19 protein-coding genes, 1 tRNA gene and 1 pseudogene are annotated in these 19,761 nt (G+C 69.9%); 13 read left to right on the top strand and 8 right to left on the bottom strand.

Annotation, left to right across the window (positions count from 1 at the left end):
* Positions 1 to 22 precede the first annotated feature (22 nt).
* Positions 23 to 107, top strand: a tRNA-Leu gene (locus tag PYV02_RS12685).
* Between the two features lie 401 nt (positions 108 to 508).
* Here the strand turns inward: PYV02_RS12685 and PYV02_RS12680 are convergent.
* Positions 509 to 1,000 carry a MarR family winged helix-turn-helix transcriptional regulator gene (locus PYV02_RS12680; protein WP_275759407.1) on the bottom strand — a complete coding sequence of 164 codons (492 nt, stop codon included), beginning with the start codon at positions 998 to 1,000 and terminating at the stop codon, positions 509 to 511.
* Between the two features lie 147 nt (positions 1,001 to 1,147).
* Between PYV02_RS12680 and PYV02_RS12675 the strand changes: the two genes are divergently transcribed.
* Together PYV02_RS12675 and PYV02_RS12670 are read left to right on the top strand one after the other, a co-directional pair.
* A complete protein-coding gene (locus PYV02_RS12675; protein ID WP_275759406.1) occupies positions 1,148 to 1,981 on the top strand; it encodes an alpha/beta fold hydrolase in 834 nt (277 codons plus the stop codon).
* Between the two features lie 78 nt (positions 1,982 to 2,059).
* Positions 2,060 to 2,905, top strand: a complete 846-nt coding sequence (locus PYV02_RS12670; protein ID WP_275759405.1) for an alpha/beta fold hydrolase — start codon at positions 2,060 to 2,062, stop codon at positions 2,903 to 2,905.
* Positions 2,906 to 2,968: 63 nt separating this feature from the next.
* On the opposite strand, the gene PYV02_RS12665 is transcribed toward PYV02_RS12670, so the two are convergent.
* Genes PYV02_RS12665 through PYV02_RS12655 form a run of 3 tightly spaced genes read right to left on the bottom strand, consistent with a single transcriptional unit; the run spans position 2,969 to position 5,855 of the window.
* Complete coding sequence (locus tag PYV02_RS12665) at positions 2,969 to 4,204, bottom strand: MFS transporter (protein WP_275759404.1); 1,236 nt, start codon at positions 4,202 to 4,204, stop codon at positions 2,969 to 2,971.
* Positions 4,205 to 4,894 (bottom strand): endonuclease/exonuclease/phosphatase family protein, encoded by a 690-nt coding sequence (locus PYV02_RS12660; RefSeq protein ID WP_275759446.1) that lies wholly within the window; start codon positions 4,892 to 4,894, stop codon positions 4,205 to 4,207.
* Between the two features lie 49 nt (positions 4,895 to 4,943).
* Positions 4,944 to 5,855 (bottom strand): J domain-containing protein, encoded by a 912-nt coding sequence (locus PYV02_RS12655; RefSeq protein WP_275759403.1) that lies wholly within the window; start codon positions 5,853 to 5,855, stop codon positions 4,944 to 4,946.
* 30 nt (positions 5,856 to 5,885) lie between these two features.
* Between PYV02_RS12655 and PYV02_RS12650 the strand changes: the two genes are divergently transcribed.
* From PYV02_RS12650 to PYV02_RS12635, 4 genes are read left to right on the top strand one after another with little or no spacing between them, the layout of a single operon-like run.
* On the top strand, positions 5,886 to 6,371 hold the full coding sequence (locus PYV02_RS12650) for a glutathione peroxidase (protein ID WP_275759402.1): 486 nt from the start codon (positions 5,886 to 5,888) through the stop codon (positions 6,369 to 6,371).
* Between the two features lie 38 nt (positions 6,372 to 6,409).
* Complete coding sequence (locus PYV02_RS12645; protein ID WP_275759401.1) at positions 6,410 to 7,084, top strand: histidine phosphatase family protein; 675 nt, start codon at positions 6,410 to 6,412, stop codon at positions 7,082 to 7,084.
* Positions 7,085 to 7,093: 9 nt separating this feature from the next.
* Positions 7,094 to 7,270 (top strand): hypothetical protein, encoded by a 177-nt coding sequence (locus PYV02_RS12640; RefSeq protein ID WP_275759400.1) that lies wholly within the window; start codon positions 7,094 to 7,096, stop codon positions 7,268 to 7,270.
* Positions 7,270 to 7,554, top strand: coding sequence for a GNAT family N-acetyltransferase (locus PYV02_RS12635; protein WP_275759399.1), 285 nt, complete (start codon positions 7,270 to 7,272; stop codon positions 7,552 to 7,554). Before PYV02_RS12640 ends, PYV02_RS12635 begins: the two co-directional genes overlap by 1 nt.
* Before the next feature lie 4 nt (positions 7,555 to 7,558).
* Here the strand turns inward: PYV02_RS12635 and PYV02_RS12630 are convergent, their stop codons facing one another.
* Entirely contained in the window at positions 7,559 to 8,278 is a 720-nt protein-coding gene (locus PYV02_RS12630) for a DarT ssDNA thymidine ADP-ribosyltransferase family protein (protein ID WP_275759398.1), read from the bottom strand.
* 161 nt (positions 8,279 to 8,439) lie between these two features.
* Here PYV02_RS12630 and PYV02_RS12625 point away from each other — a divergent pair, with 161 nt between their 5' ends.
* Positions 8,440 to 9,048 (top strand): HdeD family acid-resistance protein, encoded by a 609-nt coding sequence (locus tag PYV02_RS12625; protein WP_275759397.1) that lies wholly within the window; start codon positions 8,440 to 8,442, stop codon positions 9,046 to 9,048.
* A gap of 4 nt (positions 9,049 to 9,052) precedes the next feature.
* Here PYV02_RS12625 and PYV02_RS12620 read toward each other — a convergent pair whose 3' ends face one another.
* Positions 9,053 to 10,276, bottom strand: coding sequence for an alpha/beta hydrolase family protein (locus PYV02_RS12620; RefSeq protein WP_275759396.1), 1,224 nt, complete (start codon positions 10,274 to 10,276; stop codon positions 9,053 to 9,055).
* Between the two features lie 28 nt (positions 10,277 to 10,304).
* A pseudogene (locus PYV02_RS12615) lies at positions 10,305 to 10,652 on the bottom strand (DUF5997 family protein); the annotation flags it as partial.
* Positions 10,653 to 10,689: 37 nt separating this feature from the next.
* On the opposite strand from PYV02_RS12615, the gene PYV02_RS12610 reads away from it, so the two are divergent.
* Both PYV02_RS12610 and PYV02_RS12605 read left to right on the top strand, forming a co-directional pair.
* Positions 10,690 to 11,229, top strand: coding sequence for a LysR family transcriptional regulator substrate-binding protein (locus PYV02_RS12610; protein ID WP_275759395.1), 540 nt, complete (start codon positions 10,690 to 10,692; stop codon positions 11,227 to 11,229).
* Between the two features lie 18 nt (positions 11,230 to 11,247).
* Positions 11,248 to 12,126, top strand: a complete 879-nt coding sequence (locus tag PYV02_RS12605) for an ATP-grasp domain-containing protein (RefSeq protein WP_275759394.1) — start codon at positions 11,248 to 11,250, stop codon at positions 12,124 to 12,126.
* A 697-nt stretch (positions 12,127 to 12,823) separates the two neighbouring features.
* On the opposite strand, the gene PYV02_RS12600 is transcribed toward PYV02_RS12605, so the two are convergent.
* Entirely contained in the window at positions 12,824 to 13,765 is a 942-nt protein-coding gene (locus tag PYV02_RS12600) for a serine/threonine-protein kinase (protein ID WP_275759393.1), read from the bottom strand.
* A 134-nt stretch (positions 13,766 to 13,899) separates the two neighbouring features.
* On the opposite strand from PYV02_RS12600, the gene PYV02_RS12595 reads away from it, so the two are divergent.
* Genes PYV02_RS12595 through PYV02_RS12585 form a run of 3 tightly spaced genes read left to right on the top strand, consistent with a single transcriptional unit; the run spans position 13,900 to position 19,612 of the window.
* On the top strand, positions 13,900 to 14,604 hold the full coding sequence (locus PYV02_RS12595) for a hypothetical protein (RefSeq protein WP_275759392.1): 705 nt from the start codon (positions 13,900 to 13,902) through the stop codon (positions 14,602 to 14,604).
* Positions 14,601 to 16,142: a DNA polymerase Y family protein gene (locus tag PYV02_RS12590; protein WP_420833634.1), complete on the top strand. Its 1,542-nt coding sequence runs from the start codon at positions 14,601 to 14,603 to the stop codon at positions 16,140 to 16,142. Before PYV02_RS12595 ends, PYV02_RS12590 begins: the two co-directional genes overlap by 4 nt.
* Positions 16,142 to 19,612, top strand: a complete 3,471-nt coding sequence (locus PYV02_RS12585; RefSeq protein WP_275759444.1) for an error-prone DNA polymerase — start codon at positions 16,142 to 16,144, stop codon at positions 19,610 to 19,612. Before PYV02_RS12590 ends, PYV02_RS12585 begins: the two co-directional genes overlap by 1 nt.
* The last annotated feature ends 149 nt before the right edge of the window (positions 19,613 to 19,761 follow it).

Here is a 19,761-nt window from a genome sequence, read left to right as displayed (position 1 = left end):
TTCTGCGAATGGACTGCCGTGCGCGCGGATGGCGGAAATGGCAGACGCGCTAGCTTGAGGTGCTAGTGCCCGTATAGGGCGTGGGGGTTCAAGTCCCCCTTCGCGCACGAAACGAGTAAAGGCGTCCCGTCAGGGGCGCCTTTACTCGTTTCTGGACGGAGGGTCGGCGAGAACGCCCGGGGCCCCGAACGGCGCAGTCCGGCGCGTCGCGAAGCGACGTGGCGGCGGCACCGTTTGGGCGTCAAGTCCCCCTTCGCGCACGAAACGACTGAAGGCGTCCCGACAGGGGCGCCTTCAGTCGTTTCTGGACGAAGATGCCGCGCGAACCGCTCGGGGCCCCCGCCGAGCAGTCCGGACGAGCGCGCAGCGATAGACCGGCGGCTCAGTGGGGGCGTCAAGTCCCCCTTCGTTTCTGCACTGTGGGTCGGCGAGGATGGCTTGGCTGACGCCCTGTCAGCCGTTGGCGCGCATGAACGCGATGCGCGCCCGAACCGCCTGGGAGTCCCCGCTACGAACGCGACTGGCGGTCGCCTTCGGGCGTCGAGTCATCTCGCACGATGCGCCAGAGCATCGAGTGGAACCATGCCCGTTCGTTGCTTGGGATCGCAGCGAGGCGCTGGTCGATCGCAGCCTCCTTCGCCACCGCGACCATCGTCTTGGCCTCGAGCCCTTTGGCGGTGATGCTGGGGATCCGGGCCCGGCGGTCGTGCGGGGAGACGCTGCGTGTGATCAGGCCGCTCGCTTGAAGTCGGTCGAGCACGGCTACCAAGGTGGTCTTGTCGATGCTCAGTTCGGCAGCGATCTCACCCTGCGTACGTCCCGCCCCATCGCTGATCAATGCGAGCACCAGCCAGTCCCGCAGGTCTGTCAGCCCTGCCTCGCGGGTGATCGCGTTGAAGGAATCGGCCAGAGACTCTGCAGCCCGGTGAACGAGCCAAGAGAGGTCTTGACTCGGATCCGAAGCGTAGTCCGACGTCGCGGCGCCGCTGGATTCGTTCATGCGCCAACTATACCTGTTGCAATATCATCCGAATCCGGATAATCTCAACCCAGATCGTGTGGACCGCAGGTTCATTCGAATGGGTCGCGGCGGATGTCCCTCGCCGCAGTCAGCCCATCACCACAGGGGCGGAATCGAGTACAGGACATGCCCACAGTCACTGTTGGCACCGAGAGCGGCTCACCGGTCGATCTCTACTACGAGGTACAGGGAAGCGGAGCCCCGGTGCTTTTGATCCACGGCTGGCCGCTGGATGGCCGCTCGTGGGAGAGGCAGGTCGGGGCGCTCGTCGACGCTGGCTACATGGCCATCACCTACGACCGCCGCGGTTTCGGCCGATCGACCCCGACCTGGGGTGGACACGACTTCGACACGATCGCAGCGGATCTTGAGGCCCTCCTCAATCACCTTGACCTCACCGGAGTAACCCTCGTGGGCTTCTCGGCGGGCGGCGGGGCGGTCGCCCGCTACATCGGGACCTACGGGGCGGGCAGGGTCATCAAGGCGGTGCTCGCCAGCGCGGTCACCCCGTTCCTCTACGTGACAGACGGCAACCCCGAGGGCGGCCTCGACGACGCGACCATCGGGCACTTCGAAGGCGGGATCGCAACCGATCGCGCCGACTTCGTTGACCACTTCCTCTCCCTGTTCTATTCGACAGCGGAGGGGCTCACGGTCAGCGAGGCGCAGCGGATGTACGGTCGCGATCTGGCCAACGCCGCATCCCCTCGGGGCACCCTGGCAGGAGTCGCTGCCTTCGGTCGCACGGACTTCCGGGGGGATCTGACGAGTTTCACGATGCCGACCCTGGTGATCCACGGCGACGCCGATCAGGTCGTTCCGTTCGCGATCAGTGGGCGCCGATCGGCTGCCTCGATCCCCGGCAGCGAACTCGTCGTCATCGAGGGCGGACCACACGGCATCACCGTCTCCCACGCCGATCAGTTCAATGCCGCGCTGCTGGAGTTCCTCGCCCGCTGACGAAGCGCGCCCCTCCCCTCACCATTCACCATCACCATCCCCCGAATCGGCGCTGTGGCGCCACGAAAGGAACACACCATGTCCATCCGTAGTCTCCCCCACAAGCTGGCCGCGGCCGGCGCGGTTGCTGCCGTGCTCGCCCTGGGTTTCGCTGCATCGGCTGCCGCCACCACTGAGCCGGCCGCGAAGACGGCTCCGGCCAAGCCCACGATCGTGCTCGTCCACGGCGCGTGGGCCGACGCATCCAGCTTCGCCCCGGTCACCGCAGCGCTGTTGAAGGATGGGTACACCGTCCTCAACGCACCCAATCCCCTTCGTGGGATCGACATCGATGCGGCGAGTGTCGCCGCCTTCGTCAACCAGGCGACGACCGGCCCGGTCGTGCTCGTCGGTCACTCCTACGGCGGCACGGTCATCACCAACGCCGCGACCCAGACCCCGAGCGTGACGGCGCTCGTGTACATCGACGCCTATGCCCCCGACGAAGGTGAGACCGTCATCCAGCTCACCGGAGCCAAGCCCGGTTCCCTGCTGGCGGCAGACCCCACGACGGTGTTCAACTTCGTCCAGTATCAGGACGACACCAAGCAGGCGACGTACGATGCCGCCTACGTCAAGCCGGAGGTCTTTCAGAAGATCTTCGCGGCGGATCTCCCGACCAAGCAGGCTCAGGTCCTGGCGACCGGCCAGAACCCGCTCTCGACCCTCGCACTCGGGACCCCGTCCGGCGCACCGGCCTGGAAGACGATCAAGAGCTACTTCTTCATCGGCACCAACGACAAGGTGATCCCCCCGGCCCAGCAGCTCGAGATGGCCAACCGAGCGAACGGCGTCGTGGTGAAGGCCACGGCCGATCACCTCTCGATGCTCGAGGTTCCTGAGAAGATCACCGACCTCATCGAGAAGGCTGCTCAGTCCAAGTAGCACTGCTCGATCGGAAGACCCGATAGCGGCTAGCTATCGGGTCTTCTGTTCTTACCGGGCGAACTATGGCGCGGAGTCGCCCGTCTCCGCCGCGGCCGCGCGCTGTCGCAGCACGACGACGGCCAGGAGCACGAAGGCGACCACCTGCGCGGGCACCGTCGCGAGGCTCAGCAGCGCGGCATCCGGGTACAGGGCGCCCGCGAGGGCCGCGCCCGCGAAGGTGCCCGCCCCCTGGAACACGGCGAACACCCCGTACGCGGTGCCGCGCCGCGGCGCCGGCACGAGGTCGGCCACGAGCGCCTTGACGGTGGAGTCCTGGATGCCGGTCGCCGCGCCCCAGAGGCCGACCCCGACGAACACGGCCGCGAGTGAGGGCGCAAAGGAGAGCGCGGGAACCGCGGCCGCGAGCACCGGAACGACGAGCAGCACGGCGGCCCCGGCGCGGTCGTAGGCCCGGCCGCTGGCGAGGGCCGCGACCGCGGCGACGACCATGCCGAGCGCGTACACGAGCGGCACAGCGGCCAGCGGCACGAGGCCGTCCTCGGTGAGGTGGAAGGAGATCAGGCCGAAGCCCACGAGCCCGAACGTCGTGAGCGCCGTCGAGAAGGAGAACAGCAGGAACGTCAACGGGATGCCCCCGCGCTGCTGCCGCCCGTTCGCCCCGTCCGGCGGAGCCGCCGCCGCGGGCTCGTAGACGCTCGGGTCGGGCACCCGCGCGCGCAGCCAGAGCAGCGCGACCATCGCGATGAGGGCCGGGAGGGCGAGCGCCGCGAACGCGGGCCATAACGCCCCCGTGATCGCGATGATCGCGGCGACGATCAGCGGACCGCTGAAGGCGCCGACCTGGTCGAACAGCTTGTGCACCGCGAAGCCGCGACCACGCCCGACCGCGGCGGCCGGATAGGCCAACAGCACGGTCTTGGCGGGACTGCGGATGGCCTTGCCCGTGCGCTCGACGATGATGAGCGTCGCCGCTGCCGCGAGTCCCATCGAGCCGAGGAACGGGGTCAGCGCCATCAGCGGCACGCTCACCGCGGTGAGCACGTACCCGACGATCGCGAACCCCCAGTACCGTTTGGTGCGATCCACGGCGGGCCCGGAGACCAGGCGCAACCCGAAGCCGAGGGCCTCCGCGCCGCCCGTGACGAGCCCGACGACGAGCGCCGAGGCACCGAGCTCGCCCAGCAGCGGGCCAGCGAGCGACTTCGCCCCATCGGCGACGAGGTCGACGGCGAGGCTCACGACGCCGAAGCCGACGACCACCCGCCACGGGGACAGAAGCGCCCGGCCCGTCGCCACTTAGGCGGCCTGCTCCCCCGCGACCCCGTACCGTGCCGTGACGAGGATCGGGATGTGGTCGCTCGACCCGCGCGGCAGCGTCTCGACCCCCTCGATCGTGATGCCCTGCGAGGTCACGAAGTCGAAGTGCCCGTGGAAGAACTTGTAGGCGGTGTAGGTGCGCCGGTCGCTGAGCGTGAGATCGTATCCGGACTTCTTCACCTTGTCGCTGAGCGAGTCCTTGAAGATCGGGTAGTTGTAGTCGCCGACCATGAGGATGGGCGCGCCGTTGCCGAGCGCCCGCAGCAACTGGTGGGATGCCTTGATCTGGTTGCGCCGCAACGAGTTGAGCGCCGTGAGTGGGGCCGCGTGGAAGGAGGCGAGCACGATCTCATGCCCGGACTCGCGATCGACCAGCCGAGACCCGACCAGCCGCTCGGGCGTCGGCGAGAAGATCAGGTCGTGCAGGGACTTCTTGAGTTCGAAGGATTGGCTCGCGATCTGCTCGTAGCGCTCCCGGCGATAGTAGACCGCCAGGCCCAGCCGGTTGCGCTTGGTGGCGTCGGCCAGGTGCAGGTCGCCGATCTCGGCGGGGAGCTCGGACACGATGCACTCCTGCAGGCACAGGGCATCAAGTCCGGGCGTCGCGGCCAGGGCCGCGAGTTCGCCGACGGCGCGATGCTTGCGCAGGTTGTAGCTGATGACTCGGATCACTGAACTGCGAACCCTCTCCCGACGAAGAACTCCAAGCCTAGGCCCATCAGACGAACCGGATGCCCGCCGCGAGCTTCGTGCGCACGTCGAACAATTCGTTGCCGCCGATCGGGGCCGCCCCCGCCGGGCCGCTGCGCAGCAGCGCGGCCAGATGCTCCTGCCGCACCGCGATCGCGGCGGCACCGCGCACCTGGCCGAGGCTCTCCAGCGGATCGCTGAGCGCGTCATCCGGCAGCACGATGACCAGGGCCGTGAATCGCACCCGCAACTGGCGCGACGCCGCCTTCGCCCGCGTCGCGAGATCGTGCATCGGCCGCTCCCCCGCCAGCGCCTCGCCGATCAGCTCGCCGCGTCGCACTCGCACCGCGCCGCCGAAGTCCTCGGAGAGCATCGCGTACAGCCCCGTGGGGCCGAGCACCACGTGGTCGAGCTTGCGCTCCGGGTCCCCCGTCGCGACGTCGTGCCACACGGTGAACCCGATGCCCAAGCCGCTCAGGGTGCGGGCCGTGGACTCCTCGGCCAGCGCATCGGCGAGCGTGTGGCGGATCTCGCGAGGCGCGCTGCGCACGAGTGCCGGGTCGTACGGGTCGTCCAGACTCGCGCCACGCCCCACCCATTCCCGCACCTGCTCGAGATAGCGCTCCCGGCGCCATCCACCGGGGTGCCCGTAGGAACGCGCCCTCGGGCGGGTGTCCTGCCGGGGTCGCGCGGCCCGCGCGGTGTACGTCGGGTGGTCATCCCGGATGCCCCGCCCGGCGTCATACGCCGCTCGCCGCTCGGCGGTGCCCACCCGCTCCCAGGCCAGCTGCACCGCGACGAACCGGGCGTGATCGCCGCCGGTATCGGGATGCGTCTCGCGCAGCGCCCTGCGGAACGCGCGCTTCAGCTCCTCCTCGGTCGCGGATGCCGCGACCCCGAGCACCTCGTACGGGCTCGCGGACAGCGGACTCTCGGGCACTCGCACAGAATACTTGGATAGATTCGGCGCATGACCGCGCTCACCGACATTCCGCTCACCACTATCGACGGCGCGACGACCTCGCTCGCCGAATACCGCGACAAGGTGCTGCTCATCGTCAATGTCGCCTCCCGCTGCGGCCTCGCGCCGCAGTACGAGACGCTCGAGAAGCTGCAGCGCACCTACGGCGACCGTGGATTCACGGTGCTGGGGTTCCCGAGCAACCAGTTCCTGCAGGAGCTCTCGACCGAGGACGCGATCAAGGAGTACTGCTCGACGACGTGGGGCGTGAGCTTCCCGATGTTCGAGAAGGTCAGGCTCAACGGCAAGAAGGCGCATCCGCTCTACCAGGAGCTCACCCAGGCCGAAGACGACAACGGCAAGGCCGGCAAGGTGCAGTGGAACTTCGAGAAGTTCCTGGTGACCCCCGACGGCACGGTGCGCCGCTTCCGGCCGCAGACCCAGCCCGACGACCCGGCGATCATCGCCGCGATCGAAGCGAACCTGCCCAAGTAGTTCACCCGACGGTCAGCGGGCCTGCCTAGGCTGGTGCCGTGCACCTCCTGCTGATCCGCCATGGCCAGACGCCGTCCAACGTGCTCGGGCTGCTCGACACCGCGCGTCCCGGTCCCGGCCTGACCGAGCTCGGCCTGCAACAGGCCGCGGAGGTGCCCGTGGCGCTCGCCGGGCGCGAGGTGCACGGCATCTACGTGTCCACGCTGCAGCGCACGGCGCTCACGGCGGCGCCGTTGGCGCTCGAGCGCGGGATCTCGCCGGTGCAGTTGGCGGGCATCCATGAGATCGAGGCGGGCGATCTGGAGTTGCGTTCGGATCACGACGCGGTCGTCACCTACGTGAAGACGGCCTTCGCGTGGGGCGCCGGGGATCTCAGCCCGCGCATGCCGGGCGGATCCGACGGCACCGAGTTCTTCGGCCGATTCGACGCCGACATCGCCGAGGTCGAGTCCGCCGGCCACGGCACGGCGGTCGTCGTCAGTCACGGTGCCGCCATCCGGGTCTGGGTCGCCGGCCGTGCGATCAACGTGCCCCCGCAGTTCGCCGGACGGCGCGAGCTCGACAACACCGGCGTGGTCGAACTCGAAGGCTCGATGGCCGAGGGCTGGCGCCTGCTCTCCTGGCATGGCATGCCCGTCGGCGGCGAGGAGTTCGCCGACCGCAACGCCGAGGATCCGACGGGCGAGAGCCTCGCCGACGCCGAGTCCGCATAGGCTTGCACCATGGACACCAATCGCGACTCCACGCCGGATCCGGACCTCGTGACGCCCGAAACCGATCCGACCCCCGACGCCGATCAGCAGGCGGACGAGCAGGCGGAGGGCGAGCGCGATCTCGCCGCTTTCGAACGGTTCGCCGGCCAGCCTGTGCCGACGGAGGGCACGGGCCCGCTGCCCTGATGGCGAAGGTTCTCGCCCACGAGCCGGACGCCAACCGCTACACGCTGGTGATCGACGGCAACCTGGTCGCGGTGGCCGACTACCGCATCAACGGGCACTCCATCTCGTTCAACCACACCTACACGCAGCCGGCGATGCGCGGACACGGCTATGCCGGTGAGGTCGTCGCCTTCGCCATCGACGACGTCGAGCGGTACACCGACCTGCGCGTCGTGCCGATGTGCTGGTACGTGGCGGAGTGGTTCGACGCCCACCCCGAGCGTGCCGGGTTGCTGACCCGCTGAGGTCTCAGGCCACGAACCACGGCGGGTAGACCGCGACCTTGGTGGTCGTGAGCGCCCGCACCCGATCGCGAACCTTCTCGTTGGCGACGCCGATCAGTTGGATGGCCTGCCACGGCACCCGCCCGGGTGCCAGCACCTCGGCGTCCGGGCGCACGTCGGTGTCGTACAGACGCTCGAGCATGCGCACCACGTCGTCACCGCCGGCGAACCGGGTGTAGGTGCTGGCGGCATCCCCGTCGGCGATGACCACTTCAGGGCCGAGCGCCGAGACGGTCGTCACGAGGAACACGAAATCGGTGGATGCCGCCGCCAGCGCCGCAGCGGACCAGCGCGGATCGGCGCCGCCCTCGCGCAGCTCGAGCCACAGCGTCGACAGGGGTTCCAGGAAGAAGGGCACGTAGCCGCTGACCGGCTTCGAGGGCGCCGCCTCGGCGGTGGCGCGAAGCTCCCGCGCCAGTTCGCTGCTGAGGTCGACCGGCGGCCGCGCGTCGGCGACGAGCGCTCCTTCGGCGAGGATGCGCTCGAGGTTGTCGACGTGCGTGAGGTGATAGGCGCGCTGATTCGCGGTCGTGATCACCGGCTTCGCGGCCGCGACGGGAGCCGTGCGCTTCGGGGCGGCGGTGCGCGGCGGACGAACCGCCTTGGGACGCTCGACCTGCACCTTGGGGTAGCAGGTGTCGCAGAGACCGGGCTCGAAGCCGTGGATGCACTCGGCCGTGCTCACGCCGGCACGATGGTGTGGTTCTGGGAAGACATGTTCTCTCGATCGTACGCCGCTTTTGCTCCGGGGCCGTCGCGCGCGGGCGCACCGTACCGCCGGAATTCGTCGATGACACCGCGAATCGATCATCGGCGCGCGCCGGAATTGGCGCTAGCGTGGGGGCCATGACCGATACGACTGCTTCGCTCGACCCACTCGCCGGCCTCGTCAAGGGCGTCTGGTGGTGGGTGCTCATTCGCGGCATCCTCGCCATCGCCTTCGGCATCGTCGCGCTCATCTCCCCCGCGGTCGCGCTCACCGCGATCGCGATCGTCTTCGGCGCCTACACGCTCGTCGACGGCATCATGCTCACGATCGCGGCGATCCAGACCCGCAAGACCACGAAGGGCTGGGGCTGGGTGCTCGCCCAGGGCATCCTGTCGGTGCTCGTGGGTCTCGCCGCGCTGATCCTGCCCGGTCTCGTGGGTGCGCTCGGCGGCCTCGTCGTGCTCTGGACGATCGTGTTCTGGAACATCATGACGGGCATCGCGAGCATCCAGGCCGCCACGAAGTCGGAGGCCGGCAGCGCCAAGACCTGGATGATCGTCGCCGGTGTCGTGAGCCTCGTCTTCGCGGTGATCCTCGCGATCGCGGTGCTGGTGACTCCGGGCGTGACCCTGCTCGGCCTCATCTGGGCCGTCGGCATCTACGCGATCGTCTTCGGCATCATGCTCATCGTCACCGCGATCCACGTGCGTCGCCTCGGTCGCACCCTCGTGACCGCGGCCGACTAGCAGGTCAACCGGCGAACTGCGCGTCCAGCCAGTCGTACATCCGCTGCTGCGTGAGTGTGCGGGCCAACGGCTGGCAGTGGAAGTTCGCACCCTCCGACGCGGTGAACGGCTGCACGACGTGCTCGCCGCTCACCGCGTCGGCCAGTTCTTGGGACTGTCCCGGCCAGAACTGCTCGTGCTCCGGCGAGGTGATGAACAGCGGCGTCGTGATCTTGGCCGCGAGATCGCCGAGCACATAGCCGCGCACCGCGGTGAGCGTGTCGAACGGGCTCGACTGCCGATACGGCCGGGATCGGAACGCCCAGCCGCGGGCGATGGCCGGACTGAACCGCATCCCCAGCGCCATGTCGCGATCGAAGGCCTCCCGCTTGCCCTCGGCGAAGAGCTTGGCGAGCGGTGCCGGAAGGTTCGGCAGCCATGAGGCCGAGACATCCGTGACCCCGGGGTCGACGATCGCCGCCGCGAAACGCGGCTCGAACGCCAGGGCGCGCGAGACCCAGAACCCGCCCTGGCTGATGCCGTAGACGGCGAGGCGCGACCCGTCGATGTCCGAACGCGCCAGCAGGAAGTCGACGACGGGGGTGAGCACCGTCTCCCAGTCCGGACGGAAGCCGACGCCGCGTTCGAAGAGCATCGACTGCTGCCCCGGTCCGTCGAAGAGCAGCACGTTGTAGCCGCGGCCCAGCGCCCCGAACGCGGCCTCGCCCCAGATCGAGGCGTGGGAGCCGTCGCTGCCGTTGACCAGCACGATCGTCGGACGCAGCTCGTCGTCGTCGGCCGGCTTCACCAGGTACCCGGGCAACACGGTGCCCTCGTAGGGGATCTCGACCCGCTCGGCGAGGTACACGGTCGTGTCGATGAACCCCTCCCACGCGTCGCTGTACTCGCCGAACAGACCGCTCACCCGATCGTCGTCGCCCGAGTTGACGGCGATGGCGAGGTACGACGCCGCACGCAGGTAGGCGCCGGCGGCGCTGTCGAAATGCTCCGCCTCGCGCAGCGCATCGCCGAGTGACCGCAACCGTCGGCCCAGTGCGAGCCAGGCCGCGTGCCAGGCGGTGGCATCGCCGTCTTTGATGCCGGCGATCGTCGCGAGCACTTCACCGGGCTCGCTCGCGCCGGCGGGTGCCCGGCCCAGCAGCCCGCGCACCTCGAAGTCGAACCCCGCATCCTTGAAGAATCCGGCGCTGAACGCCTGGTGGGGACGCGCGAACTCGTACGAGGTCATGCCCCGCTGCCACCCTTGCGCTGTTGCGCTTGGCCGCGCGCTCGGCCTTCACACGAGCGTTCTCCTCCTGCACCGCCGCGTGCGTGGCACGTTCGGCCACCAGCCACGGCGGCTTCTCCTCGAGCAGGGCCTTGATCTCCGCCGACGTCATCACGTCGGGTGCCCCCGCCCGGGCGAGCCCCGAGGTCGAGACCCCGAGCTTCTGGGCCACGACCAGGCGCGGATGCGGCCCGTCGCGTCGCAGCGCGACCAGCCATTCGGGTGGGTCCGCCTGAAGTCGCGCGAACTCGGCGCGCGACACCGTTCCCGATTGGAACTCCTCGGGCGTGGCTGGAAGGTAGATACCGAGCTTCTTGGCCGCGGTCGCGGGCTTCATCGACTGGTCCTGCACACCGCAAGGGTAGCCTGAACGCGTGAGTGCGCCCTCCCCCTTCGTCGTCGGTTTCGTGCCCGGCGTCACGCCCGGCAAGTGGGCGCGGGTGTGGGGCGAGCGTCGGCGGTGGCATCCCCTCGAGCTGCGGCCGCTCCCGCAGCAGGACGCGCTCGCGGCCCTCGCGAGCGGTGAGCTGGATGCCGCGTTCCTGCGCCTACCCGTCGAGGACGACGCCTTCAGCGCCATTCCGCTCTACGAGGAGCAGGCCGTGGTGGTCGCGCCGAAGGACCACCCCGTGGCCGCCTTCGAGTCGCTCGAGCTCGCGGACCTCGCGGGTGAGACGATCCTCGAGGGCGAGTGGGACGAGGTCATCGCGCTCGCGGCGGCGAACGTGGGCCTCGCGATCGTGCCGCAGTCGGTGGCGCGCGCCCACAGCCGTCGCGACCTCATCGCACGACCGGTCGCCGACGCCCCCTCGACTCGCGTCGCGCTGGTCTGGCCGAGCGCGCGCACGACCGAGGAGGTCGAGCTGTTCATCGGCATCGTGCGCGGCCGCACGGCCAACAGCTCGCGGCGTTGAGCTTGCTACGATCGCGGGGTGCCACAGCCCCGCATCGCCCTCGTCACGTGCGCAGAACTGCCCGACCTCGACCCCGACGACCGCCTCGTCATCGCCCCGTTGGCGGCCCGCGGTATCGAGGCCGAGCCTGCGGTCTGGGATGATCCGACGGTCGACTGGGCGGGCTTCGACATCGTCGTGCTGCGCGACCCCTGGGACTACGTCGCCCGCCGCGACGAGTTCGTGGCCTGGGCGGGCTCGGTGCCTCGTCTGCTGAACGCGGCATCCGTCGTCGAATGGAACACGCACAAGGGTTACCTGCGCGAGTTGGCGGCCGCGGGCGTGCCGGTCGTCACGACCCAATGGCTCGAACCCGGGGACGCCTTCGTGATGCCCGCAGGGGCGTTCGTGATCAAGCCGGCGATCAGTGCCGGCAGCAAGGACACCGGGCTCTACACGCCCGAAGAGGCGACCCTGGCCAGGGCCCACGTCGAGCGGCTGCTCGCCGACGGCCGCACCGTGATGGTGCAGCCCTATCTCGAGGCGGTCGAAGACGCGGGTGAGACCGCGCTGCTCTACTTCGCCGGCCCGCAGGGTCTGCGGTTCAGCCACGCCGCGCGCAAGGGTCCGATGCTCACCGGTCCCGATCGCGGCGTGGAGGGCCTGTACGTCGAGGAGCAGATCTCCGCACGCGTGCCCTCGGAGGCCGAGCTCGAGGTCGGAGCGCTGGCAGTGGCGGCGGCGCCGCCCGGCCTGCTCTACGCGCGCGTCGATCTCATCCGGGGTCCGGAAGGCTCCCCCGTGCTGATCGAGCTCGAGCTGACCGAGCCCTCGTTGTTCCTGCGCACCTCGGATGCGGCGGCCGCCCGGTTCGCGGACGCGATCGCCGGGGCGATCAACGAGCTCCAGTCCGCGTAGGTCGCGCGCGACAACAGCGCGGCGACCGGGCCGAGGGGTTGCGGATCGAAGCTCACGAACACCGCGCGGCTGCGCCGATCGCACAGTTCGCTCGTCGCGCGATCGAGCCGCGAGACATGACGCTGCATCGAGGTGCGCAACGCCCTCGGGATCGGGGCGATCGCCGGCGCGGACAGGATGCCGATCGGGAACACGCTCAGGGTCGGCGGCGCGAGCGCCTCGATCTCGTCGAGCACGGAGCGCAACCGGCGTCGCCACGCTCGCACCGGCAGGAAGGTGAAGGCTTCGAGTCCGCCCATGGTGAGCACGATCGCGTCGTACCGGGTGAGGTCGGCGCCGCGCACGATGGTGACCGCCCGGCGATGATTCAGGTGCGGACTGGCGGCGACATCGATCCGCACGCCGCGCTCGGTCAGCTGCGAGACGCCGCGGGCGAGATGGCCGGCCAGACCGAGGTCGTGCGTCATCACCCCGTAGCCCACGGCGATGCCGGAACCGATCAGCAGGATCCGAAGCGTTCGTGGACCCGCAACCGCCACCGACGCCGAGCCGTCGGGCCTGGGCAGCGCCCGCCAAGACTGGGACGACGTGTTGAGCCAGACCTGCGCCACTGCCACAGCGACCGCATGGCGGATGTAGTGCAACAAACCGGCTTCCCCTCCGGAACGTCTTCGTTCACAAGCCTGTGTCCCCCATTCTACGGACCGGGCGGCTGCTCGACCAACTGCTGTTGCGAGAGCATCGCCGCGAACCGCGCGAGGTCCTCCATGGTGACGGCGCGATGCCGTCCGGTCTCCGACGCGAAGGCATCACGCAGCGCCTTCGTGATCTCGCCGATCGGTGGACGGTCTGCGGGGTCGAGTGCCGTCATCGCCCGCAGGAGCGGAACCCACTCCTCGGGCACGCGCTCGTCCATCACCGGTGCGTACACGAGCCGTGCGGCCAGGGACTCCTGCGGATCGCCCGGGAAGGCGAGTCGGCGGGTGAAGCACTCGAGCAGCACCAGGCCCAGGGAGTAGACGTCGCTCGCGGTCGTGACCACATCGCCGCGCGCCTGCTCGGGGCTGACGTAGGCCACCGTCCCGGTGATCGTCTGCCCCGCGCTGGTCGCCGGTCCGATCCCGCGGGAGGCCAGGCCGAAATCGCCGAGCTTCGCGCTCACGCGCGTGCTGTCCTGCAGGTGCTGCAGCAGGATGTTGGCCGGTTTCACGTCGCGATGCACGATCCCCAGACCGTGCACATGCTCCAGGCCGGATGCCACGTGGTACCCCAGTTGCGCGATCTGGCGCGGTGACATCGGCCCCTCGGCCAACCGGCGCCGCAGGTCGGTGCCGTGGACCAACTCCATCACGGAGAAGATGCGGCTCTGATCGTCGGCGCGATGCACTCCCACATCGAGGAGGGTCACGAGGTCGGGGTGATTGAGCATCGCGAGGGTGTTGACCTCGTCCTCCTGCCGTCGGAGATCCTCCTCGGCCGACGCGCTCGCGTGGAACAGTTTCACCGCCACCAGACGACCCAGGAACTCGTCGGTCGCGCCGTAGACGGTCGCGAGTCCGCCCTGGCCCAGGACGGCGCCGATGCGATACCGATTGCGCAGGAGCGGCTGCGCGCCGCCGGTACTGCCGTCGGGAGGCATATGCTGTGTCTCCTTCATGTGATGCTTCGACCGTAGGCGGATCGTGGTGGGCTTCGTCAGGGGTTGCATTCGATCGACGCGTGTGTTCACGACACGCCGAACGGATGTCGTGGGCGATTGACACACTCGAACATATGTTCGAATATGAACAGGTGTCCGCCGCCACCGTGCTGAGTTCTCCCGTCGAGGAGATCGAGACGCTGCGTGCGCGCATCCGTTCCATGCAGGCGACCGCGGCCCCGACACGACTGCTGCCGACGCATCCGGCGATCGCGGAGCTGCTGCCGGGAGGCGGACTGCAGCAGGGAGCCGCCTATTCGGTCGAGCAGTCGGCGATGCTGCTCATGACCCTGCTCGCGGCGCCGTCGGCGGCCGGCACCTGGTGCGGCATCGTCGGCGTGCCGGAGTTCGGCGTTGAGGCCGCGGCGCACTTCGGCGTCGACCTCGAACGACTCGTGCTCGTGCCGCACCCCGGCGAGCACTGGCTCACGGTGACGGCGGCCATCGCCGACATCATGGGCGTGGTCGTCACGCGGCCACCGAAGCGGGCGAGCGATTCCAGCGTGGCACGACTGGCCGCCAGGTTGCGTCAGCGCGGTGCGACGCTGCTCGTGCTCGGTCCGTGGCCGCAGACCGAGGCCATGCTCTCGCTCTCGGCGAGTCGCTGGCATGGCATCGGCCAGGGCCACGGACACCTGGCAGCGCGCGAGGCGACGATCACCGTGACGCATCGTGCCGCCGGGCGTCCCCGCAGCGCCCGGCTGTGGCTGCCCGACGCGTCCGAGATCGTCCGCCGCAGCCGGGAAGAGGTGCGCCCGCTGCGGGAGGCGGCAGGGTGATCCCCGTCGCGCCACCGCGCGTGATCGTGGTGTGGTGCCCCGACTGGCCGGTCGTCGCGGCGATGCGGCAAGCGGATCTCGGGCCGGATGCCGCGGTCGCACTCATCGAGAAGAACCTCGTGTTCGCCTCCTCCGCCGCCGCGCGCGCGGAGGGGGTGCAGCGCGGCCTGCGGCTGCGTGAGGCGCAGGCGCGGCATCCCGCGCTGCACGTGCTCGACTACGATCAGGCGCTCGATTCGCGTGCCTTCGAACCCGTGATCGCGGGCATCGAGCAGCTCACCCCCGGGGTGCAGGTGCTGCGTCCCGGTGTGTTCACCGTGCGCGCTCGCGGACCCGCTCGGTACTACGGCGGCGAGCAGGCCGCGGGCATCGCACTCGCGGCCCGCGCGGACGAGCTCGGGGCGGTGGCGGCGCGGGCGGGCATCGCCGACGGCATCTTCACCGCCGACCGTGCCGCGAGGATGACGGGCACCGCCCGGGTGCGGATCGTGCCCCCCGGCGAGTCGGCCGCGTTCCTGGCCCCGCTGCCGATCGGGCTGCTCGACGACGACACGGCGTCGACCGGCATCGTCACGCTGTTGCGTCGGTTGGGCATCCACGATCTCGGCGGATTCGCCGGGCTCGCCGCCACGGACGTGCGCACCCGGTTCGGGGAGCACGGCGCACGCCTGCACGCGCTCGCCGGCGGCAGCGACAGCCTGCCGGTGACCCCGCGCACTCCCCCGCCCGAACTCGATGTCGTGCTGGACTTCGAGCCCGCCCTGGAGCGCGTCGATCAGGTCGCGTTCGCGGTGCGCACGAGCGCCGAGGCCTTCGTGGAGCGCCTCATGGCGTCCCGGCTCGTCGCGACCGCCATCCGGGTGGAGCTGCACTCGGATGCTGGCGAGCATCAGGAGCGGGTGTGGCTGCATCCACGGTCCTTCGCTCCGGCGGATGTCGTCGACCGCGTGCGCTGGCAATTGCAGGGCGAGTTCAGCGCCGGAGTCGTGCGGGTGCGAATCGCTCCCGAGGCTGTGGATGCCGTCGGCCACCACGAGGCCGGACTGTGGGGCAGCGCACCGGACGAGCGCATCCATCACGGTCTCTCGCGCGTGCAGAGCATGCTGGGACACGGCGGTGTGCTCATGCCGTTCCTCGGCGGGGGTCGCACGCTCGCCGAACGGCAGCACCTCGTCGCGTGGGGAGACCGGCCGCTCGCCGCGCGCCCTGCTGCCCGGCCCTGGCCGGGGCGGTTGCCGACCCCGCTGCCCGGCACGGTGTTCGCCCCGCGGCGGGCGGTGCACGTGCTCGCCTCGACCGGGGAGCCGGTCGCGGTGACCGAACGCGGTGCCGTCTCGGCCGTACCGGCGACCTTCTCAGCCGATGGCCGCGGTCTTCGTCGCATCACGGCGTGGGCGGGGCCATGGCCGATCGACGAACGCTGGTGGTCGGCGGAGGGGCGAAGTTCGTGGCGGTTCCAGGCCGTCGACGAGAGTGGGTGCGCGTGGCTGCTCGTGCTCGACGCCGGTGGCTGGTGGGCGGAAGCGCGGTACGACTGATGGGCTGGAACAATCCGCCGATCCCCTGGTCCGAACTCCAACGTCGGCTCAGCGACCTCTCGCGCCCGGCCGGCACGCCCCAGATGGACCCGCCGGTGGGCGGCGACGGCGGGGATGCACCGGCCTGGAGTCGCAAGCGCGGCGCCTACCAGCCGCCGAGGCTGCGCACGACGGAGGGCGTCGTGCCCTATGCCGAGCTGCACGCGCACTCGAGTTTCAGCTTTCTCGACGGCGCGAGCATGCCCGAGGCGCTGCTGGAGGAGGCGGCGCGGCTGGGGCTGACCGCGCTCGCGCTCACCGACCACGACGGCTTCTACGGCATCGCACGCATGGCGGAGGCCGCTGCCGCCATCGGCACCACGAGCACGGTGTTCGGTGCCGAGCTCTCGCTCGGTCTCAGTGCTCCGCAGAACGGCGTGCCCGACCCCGAGGGCACCCATCTGCTCGTGCTCGCCCGTCGGCAGGAGGGCTACCACCGGCTCGCCTCGGCCATCACCCGAGCGCAACTGCGCGGGCGCGAGAAGGGACGCCCGATCTATGACATCGACGAACTCGCCGAGACGGCGGGCGGGCACTGGATGGTGCTCACCGGCTGCCGCAAGGGTGCGGTGCGTCAGGCCCTCGACGATCGGGCGCAGTCGAGGCCGGGCGGGATCTCGGCGAGCTCGATCGCCGCGGCCGGTCGTGAACTCGACCGGCTCGTGGGCCTCTTCGGCCACGAGAACGTCGTGGTCGAGCTCTTCTCGCACGGTGATCCGCTCGACGACGCCCGCAACGACGCGCTGTTCTCCCTCGCACGCGAGCGAGAGCTGCGGGCGGTCGCGACCGGCAACGTGCACTACGCGACGCCGTCGCAGCATCCGCTGCACACGGCGCTCGCCGCGGTGCGCGCTCGCCGCAGCCTCGATGAGCTCGACGGCTGGCTGCCTGCGGCTGGCGGGGCCTACCTTCGCAGCGGTGCCGAGATGGCGGCGCGCTTCGCACGCTACCCGGGTGCGGTGGAGAACTCGGTGGTGATCGCCGAGGAACTCGCCTTCGAGTTGCGTCGGGCCAAGCCCGAGCTGCCCGATCAGGAGGTGCCCGAGGGGCACACCCCGATGAGCTGGTTGCGGCACCTGGTCTGGGAGGGGGTCGCCGATCGACGGATGACCCTGGACGATGCGAAGCGGCGGCGCATCGAACGCGAACTCGACGTGATCGAGGAGAAGCACTTCGCCGGCTACTTCCTCATCGTCTACGACATCGTGCGGTACGCCCGTGAGCAGGGCATCCTCTGCCAGGGGCGCGGCAGCGCTGCGAACTCGGTGGTCTGCTACCTGCTGAAGATCACCGCGGTCGACTCGATCCGGTACGGGCTGCCGTTCGAGCGCTTCATCTCGGCGATGCGCGAGGAGGAGCCGGACATCGACGTGGACTTCGATTCCGACCGGCGGGAGGAGGTCATCCAGTACGTGTTCGCCAAGTACGGCCGGGAGCGCGCCGCGCAGGTGTGCAACGTGATCCAGTACCGCCCGAAGTTCGCGGTGCGGGACATGGCCAAGGCCCTCGGGCACTCCCCCGGCCAGCAGGATGCCTGGTCGAAGCAGGTCGAGCGCGGCGCGCTGGAGCACCACGACATCCCGGACGCGGTGGTGGATCTGGCGACGCAGGTGATGAAGTTCCCGCGGCACCTCGGCATCCACTCCGGCGGCATGGTGCTCACCAAACGCCCGGTGGGCGAGGTCGTGCCGATCGAGTACGCACGCATGAAGGACCGCACGGTCGTGCAGTGGGACAAGGACGACTGCGCATGGATGGGCCTGGTCAAGTTCGACCTGCTGGGTCTGGGCATGCTCTCCGCACTGCAGTACAGCTTCGACCTGGTGCGCGACACACTCGGCGAGCAGTGGGACCTCGACACCATTCCGAAGGAGGAGCAGGGCGTCTACGACCAGCTCTGCCGGGCGGATGCCATCGGCGTCTTCCAGGTCGAGTCCCGCGCTCAGCTGGGGCTGCTGCCGCGCCTGCAGCCGAGACGGTTCTACGACCTCGTGGTGGAGATCGCGCTCGTGCGTCCCGGGCCGATTCAGGGCGGAGCGGTGCATCCCTTCGTGCGGCGCAAGCTCGGCAAGGAGCCCATCAGCTACCTGCACCCGAAGCTCGTCGAACCGCTCGAGCGCACCCTCGGGGTGCCGATCTTCCAGGAGCAGCTCATGCAGGTCGCCGTGGCGGTCGGCGGCTGCACGGCCGACGACGCCGACCTGCTGCGCCGGGCGATGGGCTCCAAGCGCGGCATCGAGAAGATCGAGAAGCTGCGCGACAAGCTCTATGCGGGCATGGCGGAGAACGGCATCCACGGCGAGAACGCCGATCAGATCTACGGTGCCATCCAGGCCTTCGCGGGGTTCGGCTTCGCCGAGAGCCACGCGCTGAGCTTCGCGCTGCTGGTGTACGCGAGCGCCTGGATGCGGCTGCACTACCCGGGGGCGTTCCTCGCCGCGCTGCTGCGGGCGCAGCCGATGGGGTTCTACTCGCCGCAGTCCCTGGTCGCGGACGCCAGGCGGCACGGCGTGCAGGTGCTGCGACCGCACATTCAGCTCTCGGGCGTGCACGCGGGGCTGGAGCCGCTTTCAGCGGGCGAGCACGGTGATCGGGCGACGGGTCTCGACGCCGCCCGGCCACCGGCCACCGGCGACGACGCATGCCTGGAGCGCGAGCAGCCGCCGGTCGGCGCCTTCGAGCGCACCGCGCCCTTCGACACCGACGACCACCGTCGGGATGGCGGTTACGCCGTGCGCCTCGGGCTCGCCGAGGTGCGGGGCATCGGATCATCCATCGCCGAGCGCATCGTCGCCGAACGTGACAGCGGCGGCGAGTACCGGGACATGCACGATCTCGTGCGTCGCACCGGGCTGACGACCGCGCAGCTGGAGGTGCTCGCCGCTGCCGGCGCGTTCGACGGGTTCGGTCTCGGTCGGCGTGAGGCGATGTGGAACGCGGGCAACGCCGCGCAAGACCGGGCGGAGTTTCTGCCGAACAGCGTGATCGCGGTGCAGCCGCCGCTGTTCGGGATGCCCTCGCCGGTCGAGCAGGTGATGAGCGATCTGTGGGCGACCGGTCTGTCGTCCGACAGCCACCCCGTCGAGCACCTGCGGTCCGCGCTGACGGAACAGGGCATCCTCAGCGCCGACGACCTCGCGACGGCGGAGTCCGGCCGCAGGGTGCGCATCGCCGGGGTGGTCACGCACCGGCAGCGGCCGTCGACCGCGAGCGGCATCACGTTCCTGAACCTCGAGGACGAGACCGGCCTTGTCAACGTGATCTGCAGCGTGGGCGTCTGGTCACGTCACCGTCGCGTGGCGCGGGACGCCCCGGCGCTCATCGTGCGGGGCATGCTCGAGCGCTCGGCGGAGGGTGTCACCAACGTCGTCGCCGACCATTTCGAACCGCTTGCGATGGCGCCGCGCACCCGTTCTCGGGACTTTCGCTGACGAACGGCGGGCGAACGCTTTGTTACCATCTCGCACCGGTTTCGTCATAACTGGCCATAATGGCGCGTACCTGCTATACCCTGAGCACACCAACGCGCTTTCATGGCGTCGCGGTAGGCCCCGGCTGTCGGGGTCGGTTTTAGACTCCT

It is taken from the genome of Antiquaquibacter metalliresistens (assembly GCF_029211225.1).
Classification (GTDB): domain Bacteria; phylum Actinomycetota; class Actinomycetes; order Actinomycetales; family Microbacteriaceae; genus Rhodoglobus; species Rhodoglobus metalliresistens.
This window is presented reverse-complemented; position numbering and strand designations above follow the sequence as displayed.